Below are 18,917 nucleotides of genomic sequence, written 5' to 3' on the forward strand. Positions count from 1 at the left end.
GGCATCCGACGGCCGATACACAGCGTGCGGCGCTGGTCAGCAGGTGCCGTTCTGCTGCAGCGTCGCGTCGTCAAGCATCCGGCCGTCAATGTCGAAGGTGGCGACAAGGTGATCGTCCGTGACGGATGCTGCCGTGAGCGTCGCCCCGGCCGGCAGGTACTGTGCGACGCAGATCTGCCAGTCCTGCAGGATCGGGTCGGCAATCGTCCCGAACTGCCGCCTCACACCGTCCGCGGTGACGGCCAGGCCGCTGACCTGAAGGCTCTCGGGACGAAGCACGAGCTCCCCCGCCTGCGCGCTGGGCACCAGCGACAGCGAGACCGGGATGCCGAATCCGAACAGCGAGAGCTCGGTACCGACGACGATCGCCGGGTCTTCGAGTGCGAGCTCGAGGATGTCGATCTGGGCGACGCTGTCGGTGAGTGCGGCGACCTGGCTCTGGTCCAGGGTCACGGTGGCAGCTCCGACCCCGACCGTATACGGAGCGGTCGTGCTGACGCCGCGCAGCGTGACCTCGACGTCCGCCGTTGTCGGACCGAGCGGGACGTCATCGGAAGAGAGCCGGAGGTCGTCGAGGCTCCCCGTAAGCAGCTGAAGGGTGAGCGGTCCCTCGATCGACACGTCGACGGGCTGATCGGCGGGCAGTTCCAGACCCGTCCGTACCTGGCTGGCGATGCCCGACTCGATGTTCGATCGCACGACGGTCTCGACGATGACGACGGCCACCACGACGACGATGACCACCGCCGCAGCGGCAACGAGCCACGGCCACACCCGGCGACGCTTCTTCGGCTCTTCGGGAACCGCGAGCACCCACCCCGCGCGCAGGTCCGGCAGCGGGTCGGTCGGGTGTTCGGCATCCGTCATGGGTTACATCCGTTCGGGGGCGCCGACGCCCAGCAGCGTCAGTCCGTTGCGCAGCACCTGGCCGGTGGCGTCGTTGAGCCACAACCGCGTCTGGTGCACGGGCTCGATGGGATCGTCGCCGAGCGGGATCACGCGGCAGTTGTCGTACCAGCGGTGATAGAGCCCCGCGAGCTCTTCGAGGTAGCGGGCGATCCGGTGAGGCTCCCGCACCTCTGCGGCGAACGCGACGGTTCGGGGGAACTCCTGCAGCGCGCCCAACAGCGCCGACTCGGTCTCGTGGGTCAGCGTCTCGGGCGCGAACACGCTGCGGTCGACGCCTGCCGCGGCAGCGTTGCGACCGACGTTGTGCGTGCGGGCGTGCGCGTACTGCACGTAGAAGACGGGGTTGTCGTTCGTCCGCTTCTGCAGGATGTCCAGGTCGATGTCGAGGTTCGAGTCCGCCGAACTCCGGGTGAGGGCGTAGCGGGCAGCATCCACCCCGACTGCCTCGACGAGGTCCTCCAGCGTCACGACCGTTCCGGCACGCTTGGACATCCGCACCGGCTGGCCCTCGCGCAGCAGGTTCACCATCTGGCCGATGAGGATCTGCAGGTTCACGTACGGCTCGTCGCCGAACGCTGCGCACATCGCCATGAGGCGCTTGACGTAACCGTGGTGATCGGCGCCGAGCATGATGATGCAGCGGTTGAAGCCCCGCTCGCGCTTGTCGAGGTAGTACGCCAGGTCGCCGGAGATGTAGGCAGGCTGACCGTCGCTCTTGATGACGACGCGGTCTTTGTCGTCGCCGAAGTCGGTCGAGCGCAGCCAGATGGCACCGTCTGCCTCGTAGATGTGGCCGAGATCGCGCAGCCGGTCGACGGCGCGGGTGACCGCGCCGGACGCGTGCAGATCGTTCTCGTGGAAGTACACGTCGAAATCGACACCGAACTCGTGCAGGCTCTGCTTGATCTCGTCGAACATGAACCCGACGCCGAGCTCTCGGAACGCCTCCTGCTTGGCCTCGGCATCCAGCGCACCGAGATCGCCGTCGTAGGCATCCGTCACTCGCGCCGCGATGTCGGCGATGTATGCCCCGCCGTATCCGTCCTCGGGCGCCGGGCGCCCCTCGGCCGCGGCGACGAGGCTCCTGGCGAACCGGTCGATCTGGGCGCCGTGATCGTTGAAGTAGTACTCCCGCGTCACGCGTGCGCCCTGGGAGGCGAGAATGCGGGCAAGGGCGTCGCCGACTGCCGCCCACCGGGTGCCGCCGATATGGATCGGTCCTGTCGGGTTCGCCGACACGAACTCCAGGTTGATGATCTGACCGTCGAGCACGTCAGAGGTCCCGAACGCGGCACCCGCGTCGACGATCGTCTTCGCGAGCGAACCCGCGGCTGCGGCATCCAGTCGAATGTTGATGAATCCGGGGCCGGCGACCTCGACGCTCGCGATCCCCTCGACCTGCTCGAGTCCGGCCGCGATCTCCGCCGCAAGCTCCCGCGGGTTGGCGCCGATGCTCTTCGCGAGCTTGAGTGCGGCGTTGGAGGCCCAGTCACCGTGATCGCGGTTCTTGGGACGCTCCAGTGGCAGGTCGGCGGCGGTGAGATCGGATGCCGAACCCGCGCGTCGCGCCTCCGCCAGGGGCGTGATGACGGCGAGCAGGGCGGCGGAGAGGGCTTCGGGATTCATGGCCGAACCAGTCTAGGCGCGCCGCGCGCCTGCCCCATCCGTCGTCGCAGCAGCACAGGACCAGCCAACAAGCCCCGCGACGGCGAAGCAGCCGCGTCCGCGGGCTGGTTCGCCGTGCGCGGGCTGGTTCGCGTTCAGGCGAGCTGGACGAGGGACGTGAAGTCGTCGGGCGCGGTGGGGGCGGGGGCTTCGGTGGGGGCGACCCAGGCGTCCACGCGCATCCGGTCGAGGGTGAGGTTTCCGCCGTGGTAGCTCAGGAACGCGCAGTCGGCGGCATCCCGGCCCGTCGCGATGCGCACGAGGGACCGGCGGTCCGCCAATCGCGTCGCATCGATGACGTACCAGGTCCCGTCGAGATAGGCCTCGGCGACGGCGTGGAAGTCCATCGGCTCCAGGCCCGGGGCGTAGCAGGCGGTGTACCGCGCTGGCACATCCATGGCCCGCAGGAGCGCGATCACGAGATGCGCGAAGTCGCGGCACACTCCCTGGCCGGTCATGAGGGTCGTGACCGCCGAATCCGTCCCGAGGCTCAAGCCGGGCGTATAGGCGACGGCGCCGGCCACGAAGTCGGTGACGGCAGCGACGAGCTCGGCGCCCGCGAGGCCCCGGAACTGCCGGCGCGCCTGCGAGAAGACCTCGTCGGACTGCGCGTAGCGGCTCGGACGCAGGTACGTGACGGCCTCGAGGTCGCTCGTCGGGCGCGAGGTGGGCTGCGCGTCGACGACGGCGTCATAGCGCACGGCCAGCGCGCCCGGCTCGCCCCGGAACCGGTGAAGCCGGCTGCCGGTCTGGTCGATGATCTCGATCGGGGTGTACACGCGCTCGCCCTGCGAGAACGTCAGATTCTCAGTCACGACGGGTGTGTACTGGGCCGCCGTGATCTGGAAGATGAGGTCGATCGACGCGGCCAGTTCCAGGTCGAGTTCGGCGGTCACGATGCGCTGCACCGGAGTATCCTCGCATGCTGCGATGACCTCGGGATGACGCGCCTCGAGGGCCCGTCCGCCGCGCCGTCAGAGAGGGCTGGGTCCGCGGTGGTAACCTCGATCGGTGCGCCTCCGTAGCTCAGGGGATAGAGCGTTGGTTTCCGGTACCAAAGGTCGCAGGTTCGATTCCTGTCGGGGGCACGATATCGAGAAAGGGGCCGTCCGAAGGGCGGTCCCTTTCTCGATATCTACACCACCCGTCGGGCGGGCCCCTGCCGCCGGAGGCTCCGCGCGACGCGAAGCGGCGCGTGGAGTGGCGGTAGGGCGCGGGGGCACGTTATTGAGAGAGGGATCGTCCCGGAGGGGCGGTCCCTCTCTCAATCTCTACACCCACCACCAGGCGGGCCCCCACCGCCCGAGGCTCCGCGCGACGCGAAGCGGCGCGTGGAGTGGCGGTAGGGCGCGGGGGCACGTTATTGAGAGAGGGGCCGTCCCGGAGGGGCGGTCCCTCTCTCAATCTCTACACCCACCACCAGGCGGGCCCCCACCGCCCGAGGCTCCGCGCGACGCGAAGCGGCGCGTGGAGTGGCGGTAGCCCTTCCGCTGCCGCCACCGCGTCGATAGCCTGCCCACGACAACACTCGGGGAGAAACCATGGCTCACCTCTTCGGCCGGCACGCACACGACGTCTTCGAGACGGGCTTCTACAGCGAGGACTTCGACTTCGACGTCCGCATCCAGCTCGGTATGGCCCCGTACGGCGGCGCGGATGCGGGTGAGGTACTGCGCACGATCGTCGACGTCAAGGATGGCGACCACGAGGCGTGGTTCTCGGCGTGGTCGGCCCTGGGTGCGCGTCTTCGTACGCAGGCCGAGGGGAGCGATGCTGCCGGACACCGGGTGAGCGCAGCATCCGCGTACCTGCGCTGCGCGAACGCGTTCGCTGTCGCGGTGAACGCGGCCGCGGCGCTGGGCGACGACGACCGCCTCCACACGGCGTTCCGAGCCCACCGCTCCGCCTGGGACGCATTCGTCGACCGCGCTCCGTATCGCGCCGAGCGCGTCGAGGTCCCCTACGGCGACGAGACGATGCCGGGATACTTCTTCGCCGCATCCGACGGACCCGGTCCTCTGCCGACGCTCATCCTCGTCAACGGGAGCGACGGCGCCATCAGTGGCATGTGGGCGACGGGGGGCCTGGGGGGACTACGACGCGGCTACAACGTGTTCATGTTCGACGGTCCGGGCCAACAGTCGATGCTCTTCGATCGCAACATCCCGTTCCGGCACGACTGGGAGGCCGTGCTCACACCGGTCGTCGACACGCTCGTCGCCCGGGCCGACGTGGATGCCGCCCGCCTCGCGGCGTACGGCATCAGCCAGGCCGGATACTGGCTCCCCCGGGCGCTGGCGTTCGAGCATCGGATCGCTGCGGCCGTCGCCGACCCGGGCGTCGTCGACGTGTCGCAGTCCTGGCTCGCGCACTTCCCCAAGAGCGAGCTCGCGCTGGTCGAGAAGGGCGAGAAGGAGAAGTTCGACCACGGGATGCGGCTTGCGATGCACTACTCGGCATCCGTCTCCCGCCTATGGAAGTTCCGCGCGCGGCCCTACGGCAAGGACAGCCCGTACGACACGATCGTCGAGATGATGACGTACCGCCTCTCGGACGAGGACGCGGCGCGCATCACCACTCCCCTGCTGATCACCTCCCCCGAGAAGGAGCAGTTCTGGCCGGGTCAGTCCGAGCAACTGGCGCAGATGGTGCCGAACGGGACGCTGCAACCGTTCACGGCAGACGAGGGCGCGGACTACCACTGCCAGCCGCTGGCGCGCCTGCTCACCGACGAGCGCATGTTCGACTGGCTCGACGTGCGCCTCGGGCGCTGAGGAGCCCGCGCCGCGAACGGCGAAGGCGCGCCCCTCAGGGCAGCACGATGTCGAAAGCCGGGTCACCCGGCTGCAGTACGCCGGCCAGCTGCTCGAACACCCTCCCGTCTCCGTCCGACTCGATACCGGGGCTCGACCTGTCGCCCCCGAGCAACGCGAGCAGGCGAAGCTTCGACATCCGCAGCACGAGAGGAGCATCCGTCGGTTCGGGCCGACGTCGGTAGACGAGCACGCCGTTTCGCAGCGTCACACGGTAGGTGGCGTCCAGGTCGGTGAACACGAGATCCAGGGCAAGGTCCAGATCCCATGCCGCCGGACCGTCGACCGACACCGCGAGCGAGTCCAGGAGCTGCTCGGGCGAGAGCTGCGCGACGATCGAGGGCGCGTTGGGACTGGTCGGAGTGCCGAAATTGCCCTCGGTCAGCTCGGTGGCACCGGAGAGGAAGAAGTTGCGCCACGGGCCGTTCTCGGAGCCGTAGCCGAGCTGACGAAGCGTCGCCGCGTACAGCTCCCGTACCGCAGTGTGCTCGGGATCGACGAAGACCGCATGATCGAGCAGGGTCGCCGCCCACCGAAAATCACCCTCGTCGTACGCCATCTGCGCACGCTCGATGACACGATCGACTCCCCCGATGGCCTCGACGTAGCGCTCGGCCAGCGCCTCGGGAGGATGGGGCCACAGCCGTGCCGGGTTCCCGTCGAACCAGCCCATGTAGCGCTGGTAGATCGCCTTGACGTTGTGGCTGACCGACCCGTAGTAGCCCCGAGCGTTCCACGCGTTCTCCAGCGCCGGGGGCAGCTGGATGACCTCAGCGATCTCCGCGCCGGTCATCCCCTGATTGAGCATGCGCACGGTCTGGTCGTGCAGATAGGCGTACAGGTCCCGCTGGGTCGAGAGGAACTCGACGATCTCGTCGCGGCCCCAGGTCGGCCAGTGGTGGGAGGCGAAGACGACATCGGACGCGTCGCCCCACCGCTCGATCGCCTCCGTGAGGTACTGCGACCACACGTGCGGGTCGCGCACGAGCGCGCCGCGCAGTGTGAGGATGTTGTGGAGGTTGTGGGTCGCGTTCTCGGCCATGCACAGGGCACGGAAACGCGGGAAGGAGAAGTGCATCTCGGCTGGCGCCTCGGTGCCCGGGGCCATCTGGAACTCGATCTCGATTCCGTCGATCGTGTGCCGTTCGCCTGTCTCACGGATGTCGAGGGTCGGGACGATGAGCCCGACCGAACCGGTCGAGGTCGTCTGTCCGAGGCCCGTGCCGACCTGCCCCCGAGGTCCCCGGGCCAGCACCGCTCCATACATGTAACCTGCGCGACGCCCCATCGCCGTCCCGGCATAGACGTTCTCTGCCACCGCGTGCGCCACGAGTCCCTCGGGGGCGATGACCTGCACCGCGCCGGAGTCCACCTCCTGCTGGGAGGTCACGCCGAAGACACCGCCGAAGTGATCGACGTGACTGTGGGTGTAGATGACCGCGACCACGGGACGCGCACCGCGGTGCTGCCGGTACAGGGCGAGTGCCGCGGCGGCTGTCTCGCTGGAGATCAGCGGGTCGATGACGATGATCCCGGTGTCCCCCTCGACGAACGTGATGTTCGAGAGGTCGAACCCGCGCACCTGATAGATCCCGGGCACGACTTCGAACAGACCGTGCCGCGAGGCAAGCGTGGACTGACGCCACAGACTCGGGTGCACGGATGCCGGAGGCTCGCCCTGCACGAAGGCGTAACTCTCCCCGTCCCAGACGACGCCGCCATCGGCATCCGTGATCACGAGCGGATCGAGCGTGCCGAGGAAGCCGCGCTCCGCGGCAACCACGTCCCGATCATCAGCGAACGGCAGGGTGTTCAGGGCGAGCGCATGAGCATCGACGATGGCCGGTGCCGGATCGAGGAGGTCGGTCATGGACTCAGCGTGGATGAGGTGTCCGACCGGCACAAGGGGCGAATGGCGTAGCCGGCCACGGGGTTCAGACCAGGAAGAACCCGTCGAACAGCCCGGGGTTGTGGGCGTGCACGAGCACGGCGAACACGACCGCGTCGAAGAGCAGATGCACCGTGACGACGTAGGCGAGTGACCGCGTCACGAGGAAGATGTACCCCTGTAGCAACGCGAACGGGATGGTCAGCAGCGGTCCCCACGCCTGGTAGCCGAGCTCCCACAGGAACGAGACGAACACGACAGCCTGCAGCAGGTTCGCGGTGACCGGATGCAGGTGGCGCAACAGCAGGACGAACACGGTGCAGATGAAGAAGAGCTCATCCCAGATCCCGACCGCGCCGACCCCGACGAACAGGCGCGCGATGAGGTCGGGGGTGTCGACGACTGGCCAGTTGAGGTAGACGCCGGAGGTGATGAAGTAGAACGGCAGGATGAGCCAGCCGAGCACGAGGACGGCGACAAGCCACGTCCATTGAAACCACGTCCACCGCCCGCCGCCGCGCCACGGAAAGCCGATCGCCCGATCCCGGTACACGAACCGTGAGATCAGGTAAGGGACCGCGACAGCTCCCCCGAGGGCGAGAGCGAAGCGGAGGATGGCGAGGTTGTCGAGCTCAGCCTTGAGCGGGATCGCGCTGACGATGAGCATCCCGATCGCGATGAGCGACAGGTCGCGGACGATCGACGGGGGCCGGGACACGACCCAGGCCGTCTCCCGGCGGGAGCCCGCGCGCACCGTCGGGCGCGACGGCGCGGGCGCGAACCGCTCGACGAGGACGGCGGCGATCATCCCGGCCGCCAGCAGCGTCCACCCCAGCCAAGGGATCAGGGCGACGAAGAACGCCGGCGCCGCCAGGACGACGAACCCGGCCGGCACGATCGACCACGAGATCGCAGGAAGCCGGGCCGTGACGCCGTGCCCGGCAGGGGAACCGACACTCACGGGGTTCGCCGATAGGTCAGGTCGCGGATCTCGCGTCCCGCGCGCACGCCCTTACGCTCGAAGGCCGTCAGCACCCGACCCTCGTAACGCTCTGCCCACTCGCCCTCGAACGCGCGCACGACGCCAGGTGCTGCATCCATGACCGACCGCATCTGGTCGGCGTAGTCCTGCCAGTCCGTCGCAAGACGCAGCACCCCGTCAGGGCGCAGCACGGATGCCGCGAGCGCGGCGAACTCGGTGGTGACCAGCCGGCGCTTGGTGTGCTTCTTCTTGTGCCACGGGTCGGGGAAGAAGACCCAGAGCTCATCGACGGATGCCGACGGCAGGAGATACTCGAGCACCTCCGGAGCGTTGCCCTCGACGAGTCGAAGGTTGGTAAGGCCGGCCCGGTCGGCATCGAGCATCGTCCGCGCGAGGCCCGCCCGGAAGACCTCGATGGCCAGGAAGTTCGCGTCGGGACGGGCTGACGCCCCGTGCACGATCGCGTGTCCCTGGCCCGATCCGATCTCAACGACCAGCGGCGCCGTGCGACCCCACACGGCTGCGGGGTCGATGGTCGACCCTTCCCGGATGCTCGTGGATGCGGCATCCCGCTCGACGGGAATCAGCATCCGGGGACTGACCTCGGCCCACGCGCGCTGCTGCGCTTCCGACATCCTGCCGCTTCGGCGGACGAAAGACACGGGCTGCTGACGAAAACCCGTCGAGGCGTTCTCGGCAGTCGTCACCGCGGGTGCCCGACCGCTCACGGATACCCGATGGTCCACAGCAGGAACACGGCGACGACCTGGAGGGCCAGGCACCCGAGCAGGAGCCATTGGCGGCGATGCTGCGTCGACGAGAAACGTTCGTCACCCAGCAGCGGCGACAGCGGCATCATGAGGCGGAACGTGCTCTGCTGCGGCAGGAAGACTCCGAACAGGTACAGACCGTAGCTGGCTGCGTACGCGACGATCACGAGGCCGAGCTTGCGAGTCGGCTTCGAGAACATCCACCAGGCGAAGGCCGCCATGATGGCCAGCACGACGAGAATGCCGAAGACGTTGAGGTAGGTGCCGAAGAACCGGAACCACGGCGTGAGCGGGACGAAGTCACCGGTGCCGACGAGAGGAATCCACCAGGCGGTCTCGGTGCGCACGTAGGCGTGAGGAATGCCCGTGACGGCATCGGCGATGTAGGTCCACGACAGGCCGGCAGCCGCGATCGCGAGGCCGCTCGCGGCAAGACTCAGCCGCTGCGTCCAGGGGAACGGGTCGGTGCGGTGCTGCATCCACCGCACGACGAAGACGATTCCCAGGCCCAGTGCCAGAGCGAGGACACCGGGACGTGTGTACGCCGCGAGCACCCCGACCGGCAGGATGAGCAGGTATTGGCGCCGGATGGCGAGTAGGAGCGCCGTGAAGATCAACAGAAGGAACAGCGACTCGGCGTAGGCGAGCACGAACACGAACGACAGCGGCGCGAACGTGAAGAGGACGACACCCCACCACGCGGCCTGCGGGGTCGTCACCCGACGCAGCAGCAGGAAGAGCACGAGCGTGGCGCCCAGGCTCGCGGCGATGCTGACGATGACGCCGATGATGCCCTCGTCGACTCCCGTCAGATCCGAACCCACCCGCTCGAGCAGCGGGAGGACGGGGAGGAACGCCCAGTCGTTGGTCTGGACGATCCCCTCTTCCATCGGCAGTCGGATCGGGTATCCGGTGCGCGCGATATTGAGGTAGTGGTCGGCGTCCCAGCCGGTGAGGAAGGTGAGGAAGCTGCGTACGTGGATGCCGAAAGGACCGAAACCGAGGTCTGCGAGGCGCGAGATCTCGAAGAACATCCACAGCAGGCCCATGTTGACCGCGCGTCCGATCGCCCAGATCCCGACGACCTTGGTGAGGGTGCCGGGTGCGATCGGTTCCACGCCGACGCGCGGCGACGTGAGATCGGCGAGCCAGGTGCTGAGGGCACGAGGAACTCCTCGCCATCCCCGGGAGGAGGGGGCTCTCCCTGCGGAGAGCGCGACATCCTGTCGAGAGGTGGGAACCACTGCTGACCTTCCGCGCACACAAAAGGAGGCGAGAACGCCTTCCCCCAGTATGCCAGGCCCCGACCCCGAAGCGGTGCAGCCGGGTCCGCCGGAGCGGATCAGTGCGAGGCGGTGACGTAGTCGATGAGCTCCTCCACGCGCCCCAGAAGACTCGGCTCGAGATCGCGGTAGGTGTGAACCGCCCCGAGGATCCGCCGCCAGGCCCGACTCAGATCCGCCGCGGACTCATGCGGCCAGCCCAACGCGCGGCACGTGCCCACCTTGATGTCTGTGCCGCGGGGAACGGTGGGCCACTCCCGCAGTCCGAGCGCTGCGGGCCGGACGCACTGCCAGACATCGATCTCGGGGTGGCCGACGATCAACAGGTGGGCGCCGTGCCGCCCGCGCGCGATCCCGTCAGCGATCCGTGACTCCTTGGACCCCGGGACGAGATGATCCAGGAGGATGCCGTAGCGGCGCCGCTCGGACGGAGGTTCCTCGTCGAGGAGAGCGGCCAGGCGGTCGACGCCCTCGAGATACTCGACGACCACGCCCTCCGCACGCAGGTCGTCGCCCCAGACCTTTTCCACGAGCTCCGCATCGTGGCGCCCTTCGACCAGGATCCGGCTGGCGCGCGCCACGCGCGCACGGGCCTGGGGAGCAGCGAAGGAACCGGAGGCGGTTCGGGCGGGAGTCCGCGACGGCGCGGGACGGTGCGGCACGAGCACGACGTGCGCGCCGTCGATGAGGAACCCCGGCCCGAGGGCGAATCGGCGCCTCGCTCCCCGCCGATCCTCGAGCTCGACCGTCGCCGCATCCGACTGCGTCACGGCGCCGCAGAATCCGTCGGCTTGGACCTCGACGACGAGTCCACGCTCGGCCGGGACACGCGGACTCTCAGACCGGCCGTGACCGCGCCAGCCGCTGTCGAGCACATCCGTTCCGTAGCGATCGTCCACCACCGCACCTGCCTTTCGGGCATTCACCCTATGTCGCAGGCTGTGAGGATCCGGTGTGCCCCGCGGAGCGCTTCCGCGCGACCTCACCGCCTCAATAGGATCGAGGGGCGCAGGCTGTCGCGCACCGGGAGGGGAATCGATGCCGAGTCGATGGTCGTTCGGGGCGTTCGTGAGCGCATGCGCGGCGGCGGTCGCGCTGGCGTTCACCGCCGCCCCGGCCGCTGCCACCGACCCGGTCACGCTCGGCTCCGGCTATGTCCTGGACGAGGTCGGCGCGCTGAGCGCAGCCGACGAGGCCGCGGCGAACGCTCGCCTGACCGAGCTCTACGACACGACCGGAGTCGACCTCTACGTCGTGTTCGCCGACGAGTTCACAAACCCCTCGAACAGCCAGGAATGGGCGGATGCCGTCGCTGCGGCCAACGGACTCGGGCCGAGCCAGTACATCTTCGCCGCTGCGACCGAATCCCGTCAGTTCTACATCTCAGCCGATACCGCGGGGCCCCTCAGCGAGGATCAGCTCCTGGCCATCGAGGCCGACATCAAGCCATTCCTGAGCGCTGGGGACTACCTGGGCGCGGTGACCACGGCAGCGGACGGCTTCGAGGCAGCGCTGGCCGGAGGGTCGGGTTTCGGCGGGTTCTTCACGGTGCTCCTGGTGCTCCTGGTGATCGTGGTGATCGCCGGGGTCGCGGCGCTCGTGATCTGGCTCGTCGTGCGCTCGCGGCGCACGCGCGCACCGGACGTGCACGCGATGGATCTCGGGGAACTGGCACGGCGCGCGGCGTCGGCGCTGGTCGCCACCGATGATGCGATCACGACGAGCGAGCAGGAGCTCGGTTTCGCGCGCGCCCAGTTCGGTGACGCCGCCGCGGTCGAGTTCGAGAAGGCCCTCGAGACGGCGACCGCGAGCCTTGCCGAAGCCTTCTCGCTTCAGCAGAAGCTCGATGACGGGCAACCCGACACGGACGCCCAGATCCGGGAGTGGAACCTGCGCATCCTGGAGCTGTGCGACAGCGCGAACGCCGCGCTCGACGAGAAGGCCGCGCACTTCGACGCGCTTCGCGAGCTCGAGCGCAACGCTCCCCAGGCGCTCGAGCGCGTCGCTCGGGACCGCGAGGAGGCGTTCGCTCGCATCGCGGATGCCGATCGCCGTCGCCAGGAACTGGCCGCGGCATTCCATCCGGACGCCATCGCCACGGTGGCCGACAATCCGGAGCAGATTCGGGAGCGGATCGTGTTCGCAGACGCCGCGCTCGCGACCGCGCGCAGCGCCCTCGATGCCGGCCGATCGTCGGAGGCCGCTGTCAGCATCCGTGCCGCCGAAGACGCCGTCGCCCAGGCGCTGCAGCTGGAGCGCGCGATCGACACCCTCGCGAGCGACCTGCGCGGCGCGACCACCCGCGCACAGTCCCTCATCGCGCAACTCGAGGCGGATGTGGCAACCGCGCGCGCTCTGCCCGACCCCGATGGCCGCTTGGCGGGCGTCGCGGCAGGCACCGCGCAGCAGATCGCGTCCGCACGGGCGCTGCTGAACGCGCCCCAGCAGCGCCCGCTGGCGGCCCTGCAGATGCTCGAGTCCGCGGATGCCGAGATCGACGCGGTCCTCCAGCACGCACGGGATGCGCAGGCGCAGGCCCAGCGCGCCCAACAGATGCTCGCGCAGGTCACGATGCAGGCGAGCGCTCAGATCTCGGCCGCCGAGGATTTCATCGCGGCACGCCGTGGTGCCGTGGGAGCGGAAGCGCGCACGCGACTGGCCGAAGCTCGTGCAAGCCTCGCCGCCGCGACCCGGCAACAGACCTCCGACCCGACCGGCGCGCTTGCCCATGCGCAGCGTGCCGATCACCTCGCCGCGCAGGCGATCCACGCCGCCCAACGCGACGTCGGCGCTTTCAGCGGCGGATACGGTGGCGCCCCCACGCGCGCCGGCTCGGACGGGATGATGGGCGCAATACTCGGCGGAATCGTGATCAACTCGCTGTTGGGGGGCGGCGCGCCCCGCGGCGGATTCGGGGGGTTCGGCGGCGGCAGCTCGCGGCGCGGCGGAGGCATCGGCGGCGGCTTCGGGGGCGGACGCGGTCCCGGCAGCTTCGGCGGGGGCGGCACCCGCGGACGCCGCGGCGGAGGCCGGTTCTAGCCCGCCACATCGACGTTCACCGGGCAGCACCTCTGAAGACTCAGCACTCGATACACCCAGCTTCACCCACACCCAGCAGGAAGGACACCCCGATGGCAAAGCAGTCCATCTTCGGACGCATCTCCACCCTCGTGAAGGCGAACATCAATGCGATGCTCGACCAGGCCGAGGACCCGCAGAAGATGCTCGATCAGCTCGTGCGCGACTACACCAACAACATCGCCGACGCCGAAGCGGCGATCGCCGAGACGATCGGCAACCTGCGCCTCCTCGAGCGCGACCACCAGGAAGACCTGCAGTCGGCTGCCGAGTGGGGCAACAAGGCGCTCGCCGCAAGCCGCAAGGCCGACGAGTTCCGCGCTGCGGGTGACCCCGTGGATGCCGACAAGTTCGACAACCTCGCAAAGGTCGCGCTGCAGCGTCAGATCGCGGCCGAGAACTCGGCGAAGGCTGCCGCTCCGCAGATCGCGTCGCAGACCGAGGTCGTGGGCAAGCTCAAGGACGGCCTCAACGGCATGAAGCAAAAGCTCGAGCAGCTCAAGGCCAAGTCGGCCGAGCTGGTCGCGCGTCAGAAGACCGCCGAAGCGCAGACCAAGGTCGTGGATGCCGTGAAGTCGATCGACGTTCTCGACCCGACGAGCGAACTCGGCCGCTTCGAGGAGAAGGTGCGTCGCCAGGAGGCGATCGCCCAGGGCAAGACGGAGCTCGCGGCGTCGAGCCTCGATGCGCAGTTCGAGAGCCTCGAGGACCTCGGCGAGCTCACGGAGGTCGAGGCGCGGCTGGCGGCGCTGAAGTCCGGCGGCTCCCCCGTCAAGCCCGCGATCGAGGGCTGACCGCATCACCTCATGGCTCACTTCGTCATCGCCCCGCAGTGGCAGGGTTCGGGCTCGGCCCGCGCGATGCAACTCATCGACGGCGCGGAGGCGATCGCGGCCGATCTCCCGGCTTCGGCCTGCACTCGTCTCGAGTTGCCGGTCGAAGCCGGTGAGAGCCTGGACAGCGGCATCCGCCGCGCGAGTTCGCTGGCCCGGATCCGCGATCTGGTCCGCGACGCGGTCGCGAGTCGAACCGAGCCTGTCGTCGTGATCGGCGGGGACTGCGGGGTGAGCCTCGGCGCCCTCGAGGCGGTGGCTGCCGAGGATGTCGCGCTCGTGTGGCTCGACGCCCACGCCGACCTGCACACGCCGGAGAGCTCGCCGAGCGGCGCCTTCCACGGGATGGTTCTGCGCGCCGCGCTGGGCGAGGGCTCCGACCGGCTTCGTCTCCCGCCCGGCGCCCTGGCCGCCGAGAGAGTCGTGCTGGCAGGGGTCCGGGACATCGACGACGCCGAGCGGCAGTTCCTCGACGAGCGGGCAATCCGGGTCGTCCCACCCGGCGACCTCGCCGATCCCGCAGCTCTCGTGACCGCGGTCGCAGCCACCGGAGCGAGCAGGGTGTATCTGCACATCGACCTGGACGTCTTCGATCCGTCCGTGATCACGGGGCTCTCGTTCCCGGTGCCGTTCGGTCCGGATGCCGCCGCCGTGATCAGCGCCGTCAGGGCGGTGCGCGACCGCTTCCCCCTCGTGGGCGCAACCGTCGCGGAGTTCTCACCGTCTCCCGCGGATGCTGCCATCGAGGACATGCCCACGATCTTGCGCCTGCTCGGGGCCGTGGCGTGAGTCCGATCCCGGCTCCACCGCCCGGATGGGAGGCGGCAGCAGAGCGCGCCCTCGCGCGGGGGCGACGGGTGGATCGCTGGCTGCCGTTCCTCGACTCGGTGTTCTCCCGCGCCGGCGCCACGGTCGGCACCGCCGTCGGGTTCGCGTGGGGTCTGCTCTGGAGCACGGGCCGGGTGACGCGCCATCGCGGCGCCGACGGCGTCGTGGTCTATGTCTTCCGCGGCATGCCTCGGTGGACCTTTCCCCGAGGCGGCGTCTGCGTCGGTGCCTGCTATCTCACCGCCGACAATGACGGCCCCCGAGTCCTGCGGCACGAACTCGTGCATGTGCGCCAGTGGCGCCGGTACGGCCTGCTCATGCCGCTGCTGTACCAGCTTTCGGGGCGCAACCCGCTCCGGAACCGCTTCGAGATCGAGGCGGGCCTCGAGGACGGGAACTACATCCCCCGCCGTCGCGCCCGCCGCACGATCACTCGATGAGCACCGCAGCCAACTCCTCGACCTCGTCGTCTGTCATGCCGTGGGCATGCAGGTAGTCGCGGGGAGATCCGTACGCCGCGTCAAGGCTGTCCAGCAACCTCGCCATCACGTCCGCCGGCGACCTGGTCGCAAGTTCCTCGAGGTTGACGGCATCCGGGTAGAACTGTCGGATACGCGCGATGACATCCCGGTTTCGTGAGGGGGGCAACAGCCCCTCGGTCCGCGCGTAGTCGGCGATGACGGCGCGGCGGTCGACCCCTGCCGCCGCCAAGGCGACAGCCACCGTCACCCCGGTCCGGTCCTTCCCGACGGTGCAGTGGACCAGTACCGGCTGATCGGCGATGATTCCACGGACGACGTCGACGACCCGTGACGCCGAATCCTCCACGAGCCGTCGGTACATCTCGGAGAGGGGAACATCCTCGACGAAGAACGACGCCACGGAACCGAGGAAGAGCGGGACTCGCTGCACGACGAGGTCGCTCTCGGCGATACGGCTCGGAGCGCTCGCGACCTCCGCATCGTCACGCAGGTCGATCACCCGGCGGATGCCGAGACGTGCGAATTGTCCGACACCACTGTCGTCGAGCCTGGCCAGGTTGCCCGACCGGTAGAGCACGCCCATCCGAGTGATGCCGGCGCCGGCGGGCAGACCGCCGGTGTCCCGGAAGTTGACCGCGCCGGGAATGTCGAGTGTGCTCACGTCCCTCCACCCTATCGCCGTCGCACCGCCCCGGGAGGCGCTCCTCCCCCGCCCATCGGCGGTCGCCGCGCAAGGGTCCACAATGGATGCATCTGCGCAGGCGACCGAGGATGGACGGCAATGACCACTCCCGACGACGAATTCCGCTTCCTGGCCATGGATGCGCGAAGCGTTGGCGCATCCGAGGTTCTTCCCCGGGTGGAGCGCCTCACCCTCACGCTCGATGACGGACGGACCCTGAGTGCGCTGCGGTTCGGCGATGCCGCGCCCGAGGTCACCTTCGTCCACGGTGCCGGTTTGAACGCCCACACGTGGGACTCCACCATCCTGGCGCTGGGGCTTCCCGCGCTCGCGATCGATCTTCCGGGCCACGGCGACTCGTCATGGCGACCCGACGCCGCCTACACGGCGAGGACTCTCGCCCCCGACGTCGCAGCCGGGCTGGCGGCATGGACCTCGCAGCCGCAGCTGATCGTGGGTCACTCGTTGGGAGGCCTCACGGCCGCGGCCGTTGCCGCATCTGTCCCCGACGCCGTGGCGCAGGTGATCGTGATCGACATCACGCCGGGCATCGATCCGAACGCCGGAGCAGCGCAGATCCGCGCCTTTTTCGCCGGACCCACCGACTGGGCCAGCCGTGACGAGTTGGTCGAGCGGGCGATGGCCTTTGGTCTGGGCGGCGGGACGCGGGAGAAGGTCGAGCGCGGCGTCTGGCTGAACTCACGCATACGCGAAGACGGTCGGGTGGAGTGGAAGCATCACTTCGCGCACCTCGCTGCCGCCCTCGCCGATGCTCCGGAACTCGCCGCCCAGGTCGATGCCCGGCAGGATGCACTCGCCGAGATCCTTACCGCCGATGGGTGGGAGGATGTCGCCGCCGTGGCGGCCCCGCTCGCCCTGGTCCGGGGCGAGCGGGGTTTCGTGACCGCCACCGACGCGGAGGAGTTCACGCGACGTCGCCCCGACGCCGTCGTCGTGGCGCTGGACACCGGTCACAACGTGCATGAGGAGGCGCCGACGGCGCTTGCCGCGACCGTCGCACAGCTGCGCGCCGGCGCACAACGATGACGTTACGTTCGCTTCCCGATGAGGGGAACACAGCCCCCGGACCCTAGAGTTATCTACCGCAGATCCCCTTCGCGCTCCGCGAGCCCCCTCCTTCGCCGCGGATGCCCCCCGGAAAGGACTCCCATGTTCCGCCGCACCGCTCTGGCCGCCTCGGCCTTGCTCGCCGCGAGCGCCCTCGTTCTGACCGCGTGCTCCGGCAGCAGTGACCCCGCCTCCACCACCACGGCAGCGCCCGACCCGAACGCGTCGGTGGCGATTCGCCTGGTGCTGGAGCCGGGCAATCTGGACATCCGGCAGACCGCGGGCGCGGCGCTCGATCAGATCCTGATCGACAACGTGTACCAAGGACTCGTAGGCCGGACCTCGGAGCAGGAGATCGTGCCGGTTCTCGCGGAGGACTATGAGGTTTCGCCTGACGGCCTGACGTATACGTTCACGCTGCGGGAGGGCGTCACCTTCGGGGATGGGCAAGCACTCACACCGGAGGATGTCGTGTGGTCGCTGACCACGCATCGCGACACCCCCGAATGGGCGGACTCCGCGCGGCTCGCGAAGGTCGCCTCGCTCACCGCCGACGGGCAGGAGATCACGCTGACGCTCTCGGAGCCGGACTCGAGCCTGCTGTGGAACCTCACGGGTCGTGCCGGCCTCATCTTCAAGCAAGGCGACACCGTCGATTACGCGACGGCGGCCAATGGCACCGGACCGTTCCTGCTGGACTCGTGGCGTCAGGGAGATTCGATCACCTTGGTGCGCAACGATGCGTACTGGGGTGAGAAGGCAGCGGTTGCCGAAGTCGTCTTCGACTACATCCCGGAGACGCAGGCGGCCCTCAACGCCGCGCTGGCCGGCGAGGTCGACGTCGTGACGGGATTCGATGCGAACTTCACCGAGCAGATCCAGGAGGGCGGCGACTTCGAGGTCGTGCTGGGGCAGTCAACCGACAAGGGCACCCTTGCGATGAACCAGAGCCCCGGCAGCCCCCTCGCCGATCAGCGGGTGCGGCAGGCGATCCGTCAGGCAATCGACCACACCTCGTTCACGGATGCCTTCGGGGCGGGCCAGACGCTGTACGGACCGATCCCGGAACTCGATCCCGGATACGAGGACCTCTCTGACGTCGCCCCGTACGACCCCGATGCAGCGAGGGCGTTGCTCGCTGAGGCGGGCGCCGAAGACCTCGAACTGACCCTCACGATCCCGTCGTTCTACCCGACGACCATCCCGCAGATCCTGGTCTCGGACCTCAACGAAGTCGGCATCACCCTCACCGTGAACAGCGTCGACTTCCCGACCTGGATCAACGACGTCTACATCAACAAGGACTACGACCTGAGCTTCGTCTTGCACACCGAAGCCCGCGACTTCGAGAACTGGGCGAACCCGGACTACTACTTCACCTATGACAACCCCGAGGTCCAGGAGCTCTACCAGGAGGCCCTCGCCGCGACGGACGAAGCCGAAGCAGCCGCTCTGCTGGCCGAAGCAGCCCGGATCGTGTCCGAGGATGCGGCCGCCGACTGGCTTTACAACGGCGCCTCCATCGTGGCCGTCGGGAGCGGCATCAGTGGAATGCCCACCATCAACGTGAACGAACGACTCAACCTCGCGGACCTGACCAAGAACGCAGGCTGAGGCGAACGCTGACCGGAGTACC

General features: G+C 68.9%; 16 protein-coding genes and 1 tRNA gene. 8 read left to right on the top strand and 9 right to left on the bottom strand.

The window, feature by feature from the left end:
- Positions 1-36 precede the first annotated feature (36 nt).
- The 3 genes from ACSGC5_RS07395 to ACSGC5_RS07405 form a co-directional block, all read right to left on the bottom strand.
- Positions 37-867 carry an LmeA family phospholipid-binding protein gene (locus tag ACSGC5_RS07395; RefSeq protein WP_434969999.1) on the bottom strand — a complete coding sequence of 277 codons (831 nt, stop codon included), beginning with the start codon at positions 865-867 and terminating at the stop codon, positions 37-39.
- A 3-nt stretch (positions 868-870) separates the two neighbouring features.
- A complete protein-coding gene (gene argS / locus ACSGC5_RS07400) occupies positions 871-2,535 on the bottom strand; it encodes an arginine--tRNA ligase (protein WP_434970000.1) in 1,665 nt (554 codons plus the stop codon).
- Positions 2,536-2,669: 134 nt separating this feature from the next.
- Positions 2,670-3,482, bottom strand: a complete 813-nt coding sequence (locus ACSGC5_RS07405) for a transglutaminase-like domain-containing protein (RefSeq protein ID WP_434970001.1) — start codon at positions 3,480-3,482, stop codon at positions 2,670-2,672.
- Positions 3,483-3,589: 107 nt separating this feature from the next.
- Here ACSGC5_RS07405 and ACSGC5_RS07410 point away from each other — a divergent pair.
- Positions 3,590-3,662: transfer RNA gene (locus tag ACSGC5_RS07410), tRNA-Arg, on the top strand.
- Positions 3,663-4,115: 453 nt separating this feature from the next.
- Complete coding sequence (locus ACSGC5_RS07415; RefSeq protein ID WP_434970002.1) at positions 4,116-5,348, top strand: alpha/beta hydrolase family protein; 1,233 nt, start codon at positions 4,116-4,118, stop codon at positions 5,346-5,348.
- A gap of 34 nt (positions 5,349-5,382) precedes the next feature.
- On the opposite strand, the gene ACSGC5_RS07420 is transcribed toward ACSGC5_RS07415, so the two are convergent.
- The 5 genes from ACSGC5_RS07420 to ACSGC5_RS07440 all read right to left on the bottom strand — a co-directional run bounded on the left by ACSGC5_RS07420 (position 5,383) and on the right by ACSGC5_RS07440 (position 11,209).
- The gene (locus tag ACSGC5_RS07420) at positions 5,383-7,257 is read right to left on the bottom strand and encodes an alkyl/aryl-sulfatase (protein WP_434970003.1); all 1,875 of its coding nucleotides are present in this window, start codon (positions 7,255-7,257) and stop codon (positions 5,383-5,385) included.
- A gap of 64 nt (positions 7,258-7,321) precedes the next feature.
- Positions 7,322-8,236, bottom strand: a complete 915-nt coding sequence (locus tag ACSGC5_RS07425) for a CPBP family intramembrane glutamic endopeptidase (protein ID WP_434970004.1) — start codon at positions 8,234-8,236, stop codon at positions 7,322-7,324.
- On the bottom strand, positions 8,233-8,892 hold the full coding sequence (trmB, locus tag ACSGC5_RS07430) for a tRNA (guanosine(46)-N7)-methyltransferase TrmB (RefSeq protein WP_434970094.1): 660 nt from the start codon (positions 8,890-8,892) through the stop codon (positions 8,233-8,235). The genes ACSGC5_RS07425 and trmB overlap by 4 nt, the downstream gene beginning before the upstream one ends.
- 89 nt (positions 8,893-8,981) lie before the next feature.
- Positions 8,982-10,145 (bottom strand): hypothetical protein, encoded by a 1,164-nt coding sequence (locus ACSGC5_RS07435; protein WP_434970005.1) that lies wholly within the window; start codon positions 10,143-10,145, stop codon positions 8,982-8,984.
- 224 nt (positions 10,146-10,369) lie between these two features.
- Positions 10,370-11,209: a DUF3097 family protein gene (locus ACSGC5_RS07440; protein WP_434970095.1), complete on the bottom strand. Its 840-nt coding sequence runs from the start codon at positions 11,207-11,209 to the stop codon at positions 10,370-10,372.
- 139 nt (positions 11,210-11,348) lie between these two features.
- On the opposite strand from ACSGC5_RS07440, the gene ACSGC5_RS07445 reads away from it, so the two are divergent.
- The 4 genes from ACSGC5_RS07445 (at position 11,349) to ACSGC5_RS07460 (ending at position 15,489) form a co-directional block, all read left to right on the top strand.
- Positions 11,349-13,349, top strand: coding sequence for a TPM domain-containing protein (locus ACSGC5_RS07445; protein ID WP_434970006.1), 2,001 nt, complete (start codon positions 11,349-11,351; stop codon positions 13,347-13,349).
- A 92-nt stretch (positions 13,350-13,441) separates the two neighbouring features.
- Positions 13,442-14,182 (top strand): PspA/IM30 family protein, encoded by a 741-nt coding sequence (locus ACSGC5_RS07450; protein ID WP_434970007.1) that lies wholly within the window; start codon positions 13,442-13,444, stop codon positions 14,180-14,182.
- A 12-nt stretch (positions 14,183-14,194) separates the two neighbouring features.
- Positions 14,195-15,010 carry an arginase family protein gene (locus ACSGC5_RS07455; RefSeq protein ID WP_434970008.1) on the top strand — a complete coding sequence of 272 codons (816 nt, stop codon included), beginning with the start codon at positions 14,195-14,197 and terminating at the stop codon, positions 15,008-15,010.
- Complete coding sequence (locus ACSGC5_RS07460) at positions 15,007-15,489, top strand: Fe-S oxidoreductase (protein WP_434970009.1); 483 nt, start codon at positions 15,007-15,009, stop codon at positions 15,487-15,489. Before ACSGC5_RS07455 ends, ACSGC5_RS07460 begins: the two co-directional genes overlap by 4 nt.
- Here the strand turns inward: ACSGC5_RS07460 and ACSGC5_RS07465 are convergent.
- Complete coding sequence (locus ACSGC5_RS07465) at positions 15,479-16,192, bottom strand: tyrosine-protein phosphatase (protein ID WP_434970010.1); 714 nt, start codon at positions 16,190-16,192, stop codon at positions 15,479-15,481. The two genes, ACSGC5_RS07460 and ACSGC5_RS07465, sit on opposite strands and share 11 nt — an antisense overlap.
- Before the next feature lie 120 nt (positions 16,193-16,312).
- Between ACSGC5_RS07465 and ACSGC5_RS07470 the strand changes: the two genes are divergently transcribed.
- Both ACSGC5_RS07470 and ACSGC5_RS07475 read left to right on the top strand, forming a co-directional pair.
- The gene (locus ACSGC5_RS07470; RefSeq protein WP_434970011.1) at positions 16,313-17,260 is read left to right on the top strand and encodes an alpha/beta fold hydrolase; all 948 of its coding nucleotides are present in this window, start codon (positions 16,313-16,315) and stop codon (positions 17,258-17,260) included.
- A 123-nt stretch (positions 17,261-17,383) separates the two neighbouring features.
- Entirely contained in the window at positions 17,384-18,895 is a 1,512-nt protein-coding gene (locus ACSGC5_RS07475; RefSeq protein ID WP_434970012.1) for an ABC transporter substrate-binding protein, read from the top strand.
- The last annotated feature ends 22 nt before the right edge of the window (positions 18,896-18,917 follow it).

The sequence above is a fragment of the Microbacterium sp. bgisy207 genome (assembly GCF_965345035.1).
Classification (GTDB): Bacteria; Actinomycetota; Actinomycetes; order Actinomycetales; family Microbacteriaceae; genus Microbacterium.

What these genes read in the sequence shown, in the direction of transcription:
- ACSGC5_RS07445 (WP_434970006.1), top strand. Translation starts at nt 11,349, where the DNA reads ATGCCGAGTCGATGGTCGTTCGGGGCGTTCGTGAGCGCATGCGCGGCG.
- ACSGC5_RS07455 (WP_434970008.1), top strand. Translation starts at nt 14,195, where the DNA reads ATGGCTCACTTCGTCATCGCCCCGCAGTGGCAGGGTTCGGGCTCGGCC.
- ACSGC5_RS07420 (WP_434970003.1), bottom strand. Translation starts at nt 7,257, where the DNA reads ATGACCGACCTCCTCGATCCGGCACCGGCCATCGTCGATGCTCATGCG.
- ACSGC5_RS07450 (WP_434970007.1), top strand. Translation starts at nt 13,442, where the DNA reads ATGGCAAAGCAGTCCATCTTCGGACGCATCTCCACCCTCGTGAAGGCG.
- trmB (WP_434970094.1), bottom strand. Translation starts at nt 8,892, where the DNA reads ATGTCGGAAGCGCAGCAGCGCGCGTGGGCCGAGGTCAGTCCCCGGATG.
- ACSGC5_RS07415 (WP_434970002.1), top strand. Translation starts at nt 4,116, where the DNA reads ATGGCTCACCTCTTCGGCCGGCACGCACACGACGTCTTCGAGACGGGC.
- ACSGC5_RS07470 (WP_434970011.1), top strand. Translation starts at nt 16,313, where the DNA reads ATGACCACTCCCGACGACGAATTCCGCTTCCTGGCCATGGATGCGCGA.
- ACSGC5_RS07475 (WP_434970012.1), top strand. Translation starts at nt 17,384, where the DNA reads ATGTTCCGCCGCACCGCTCTGGCCGCCTCGGCCTTGCTCGCCGCGAGC.
- ACSGC5_RS07395 (WP_434969999.1), bottom strand. Translation starts at nt 867, where the DNA reads ATGACGGATGCCGAACACCCGACCGACCCGCTGCCGGACCTGCGCGCG.
- argS (WP_434970000.1), bottom strand. Translation starts at nt 2,535, where the DNA reads ATGAATCCCGAAGCCCTCTCCGCCGCCCTGCTCGCCGTCATCACGCCC.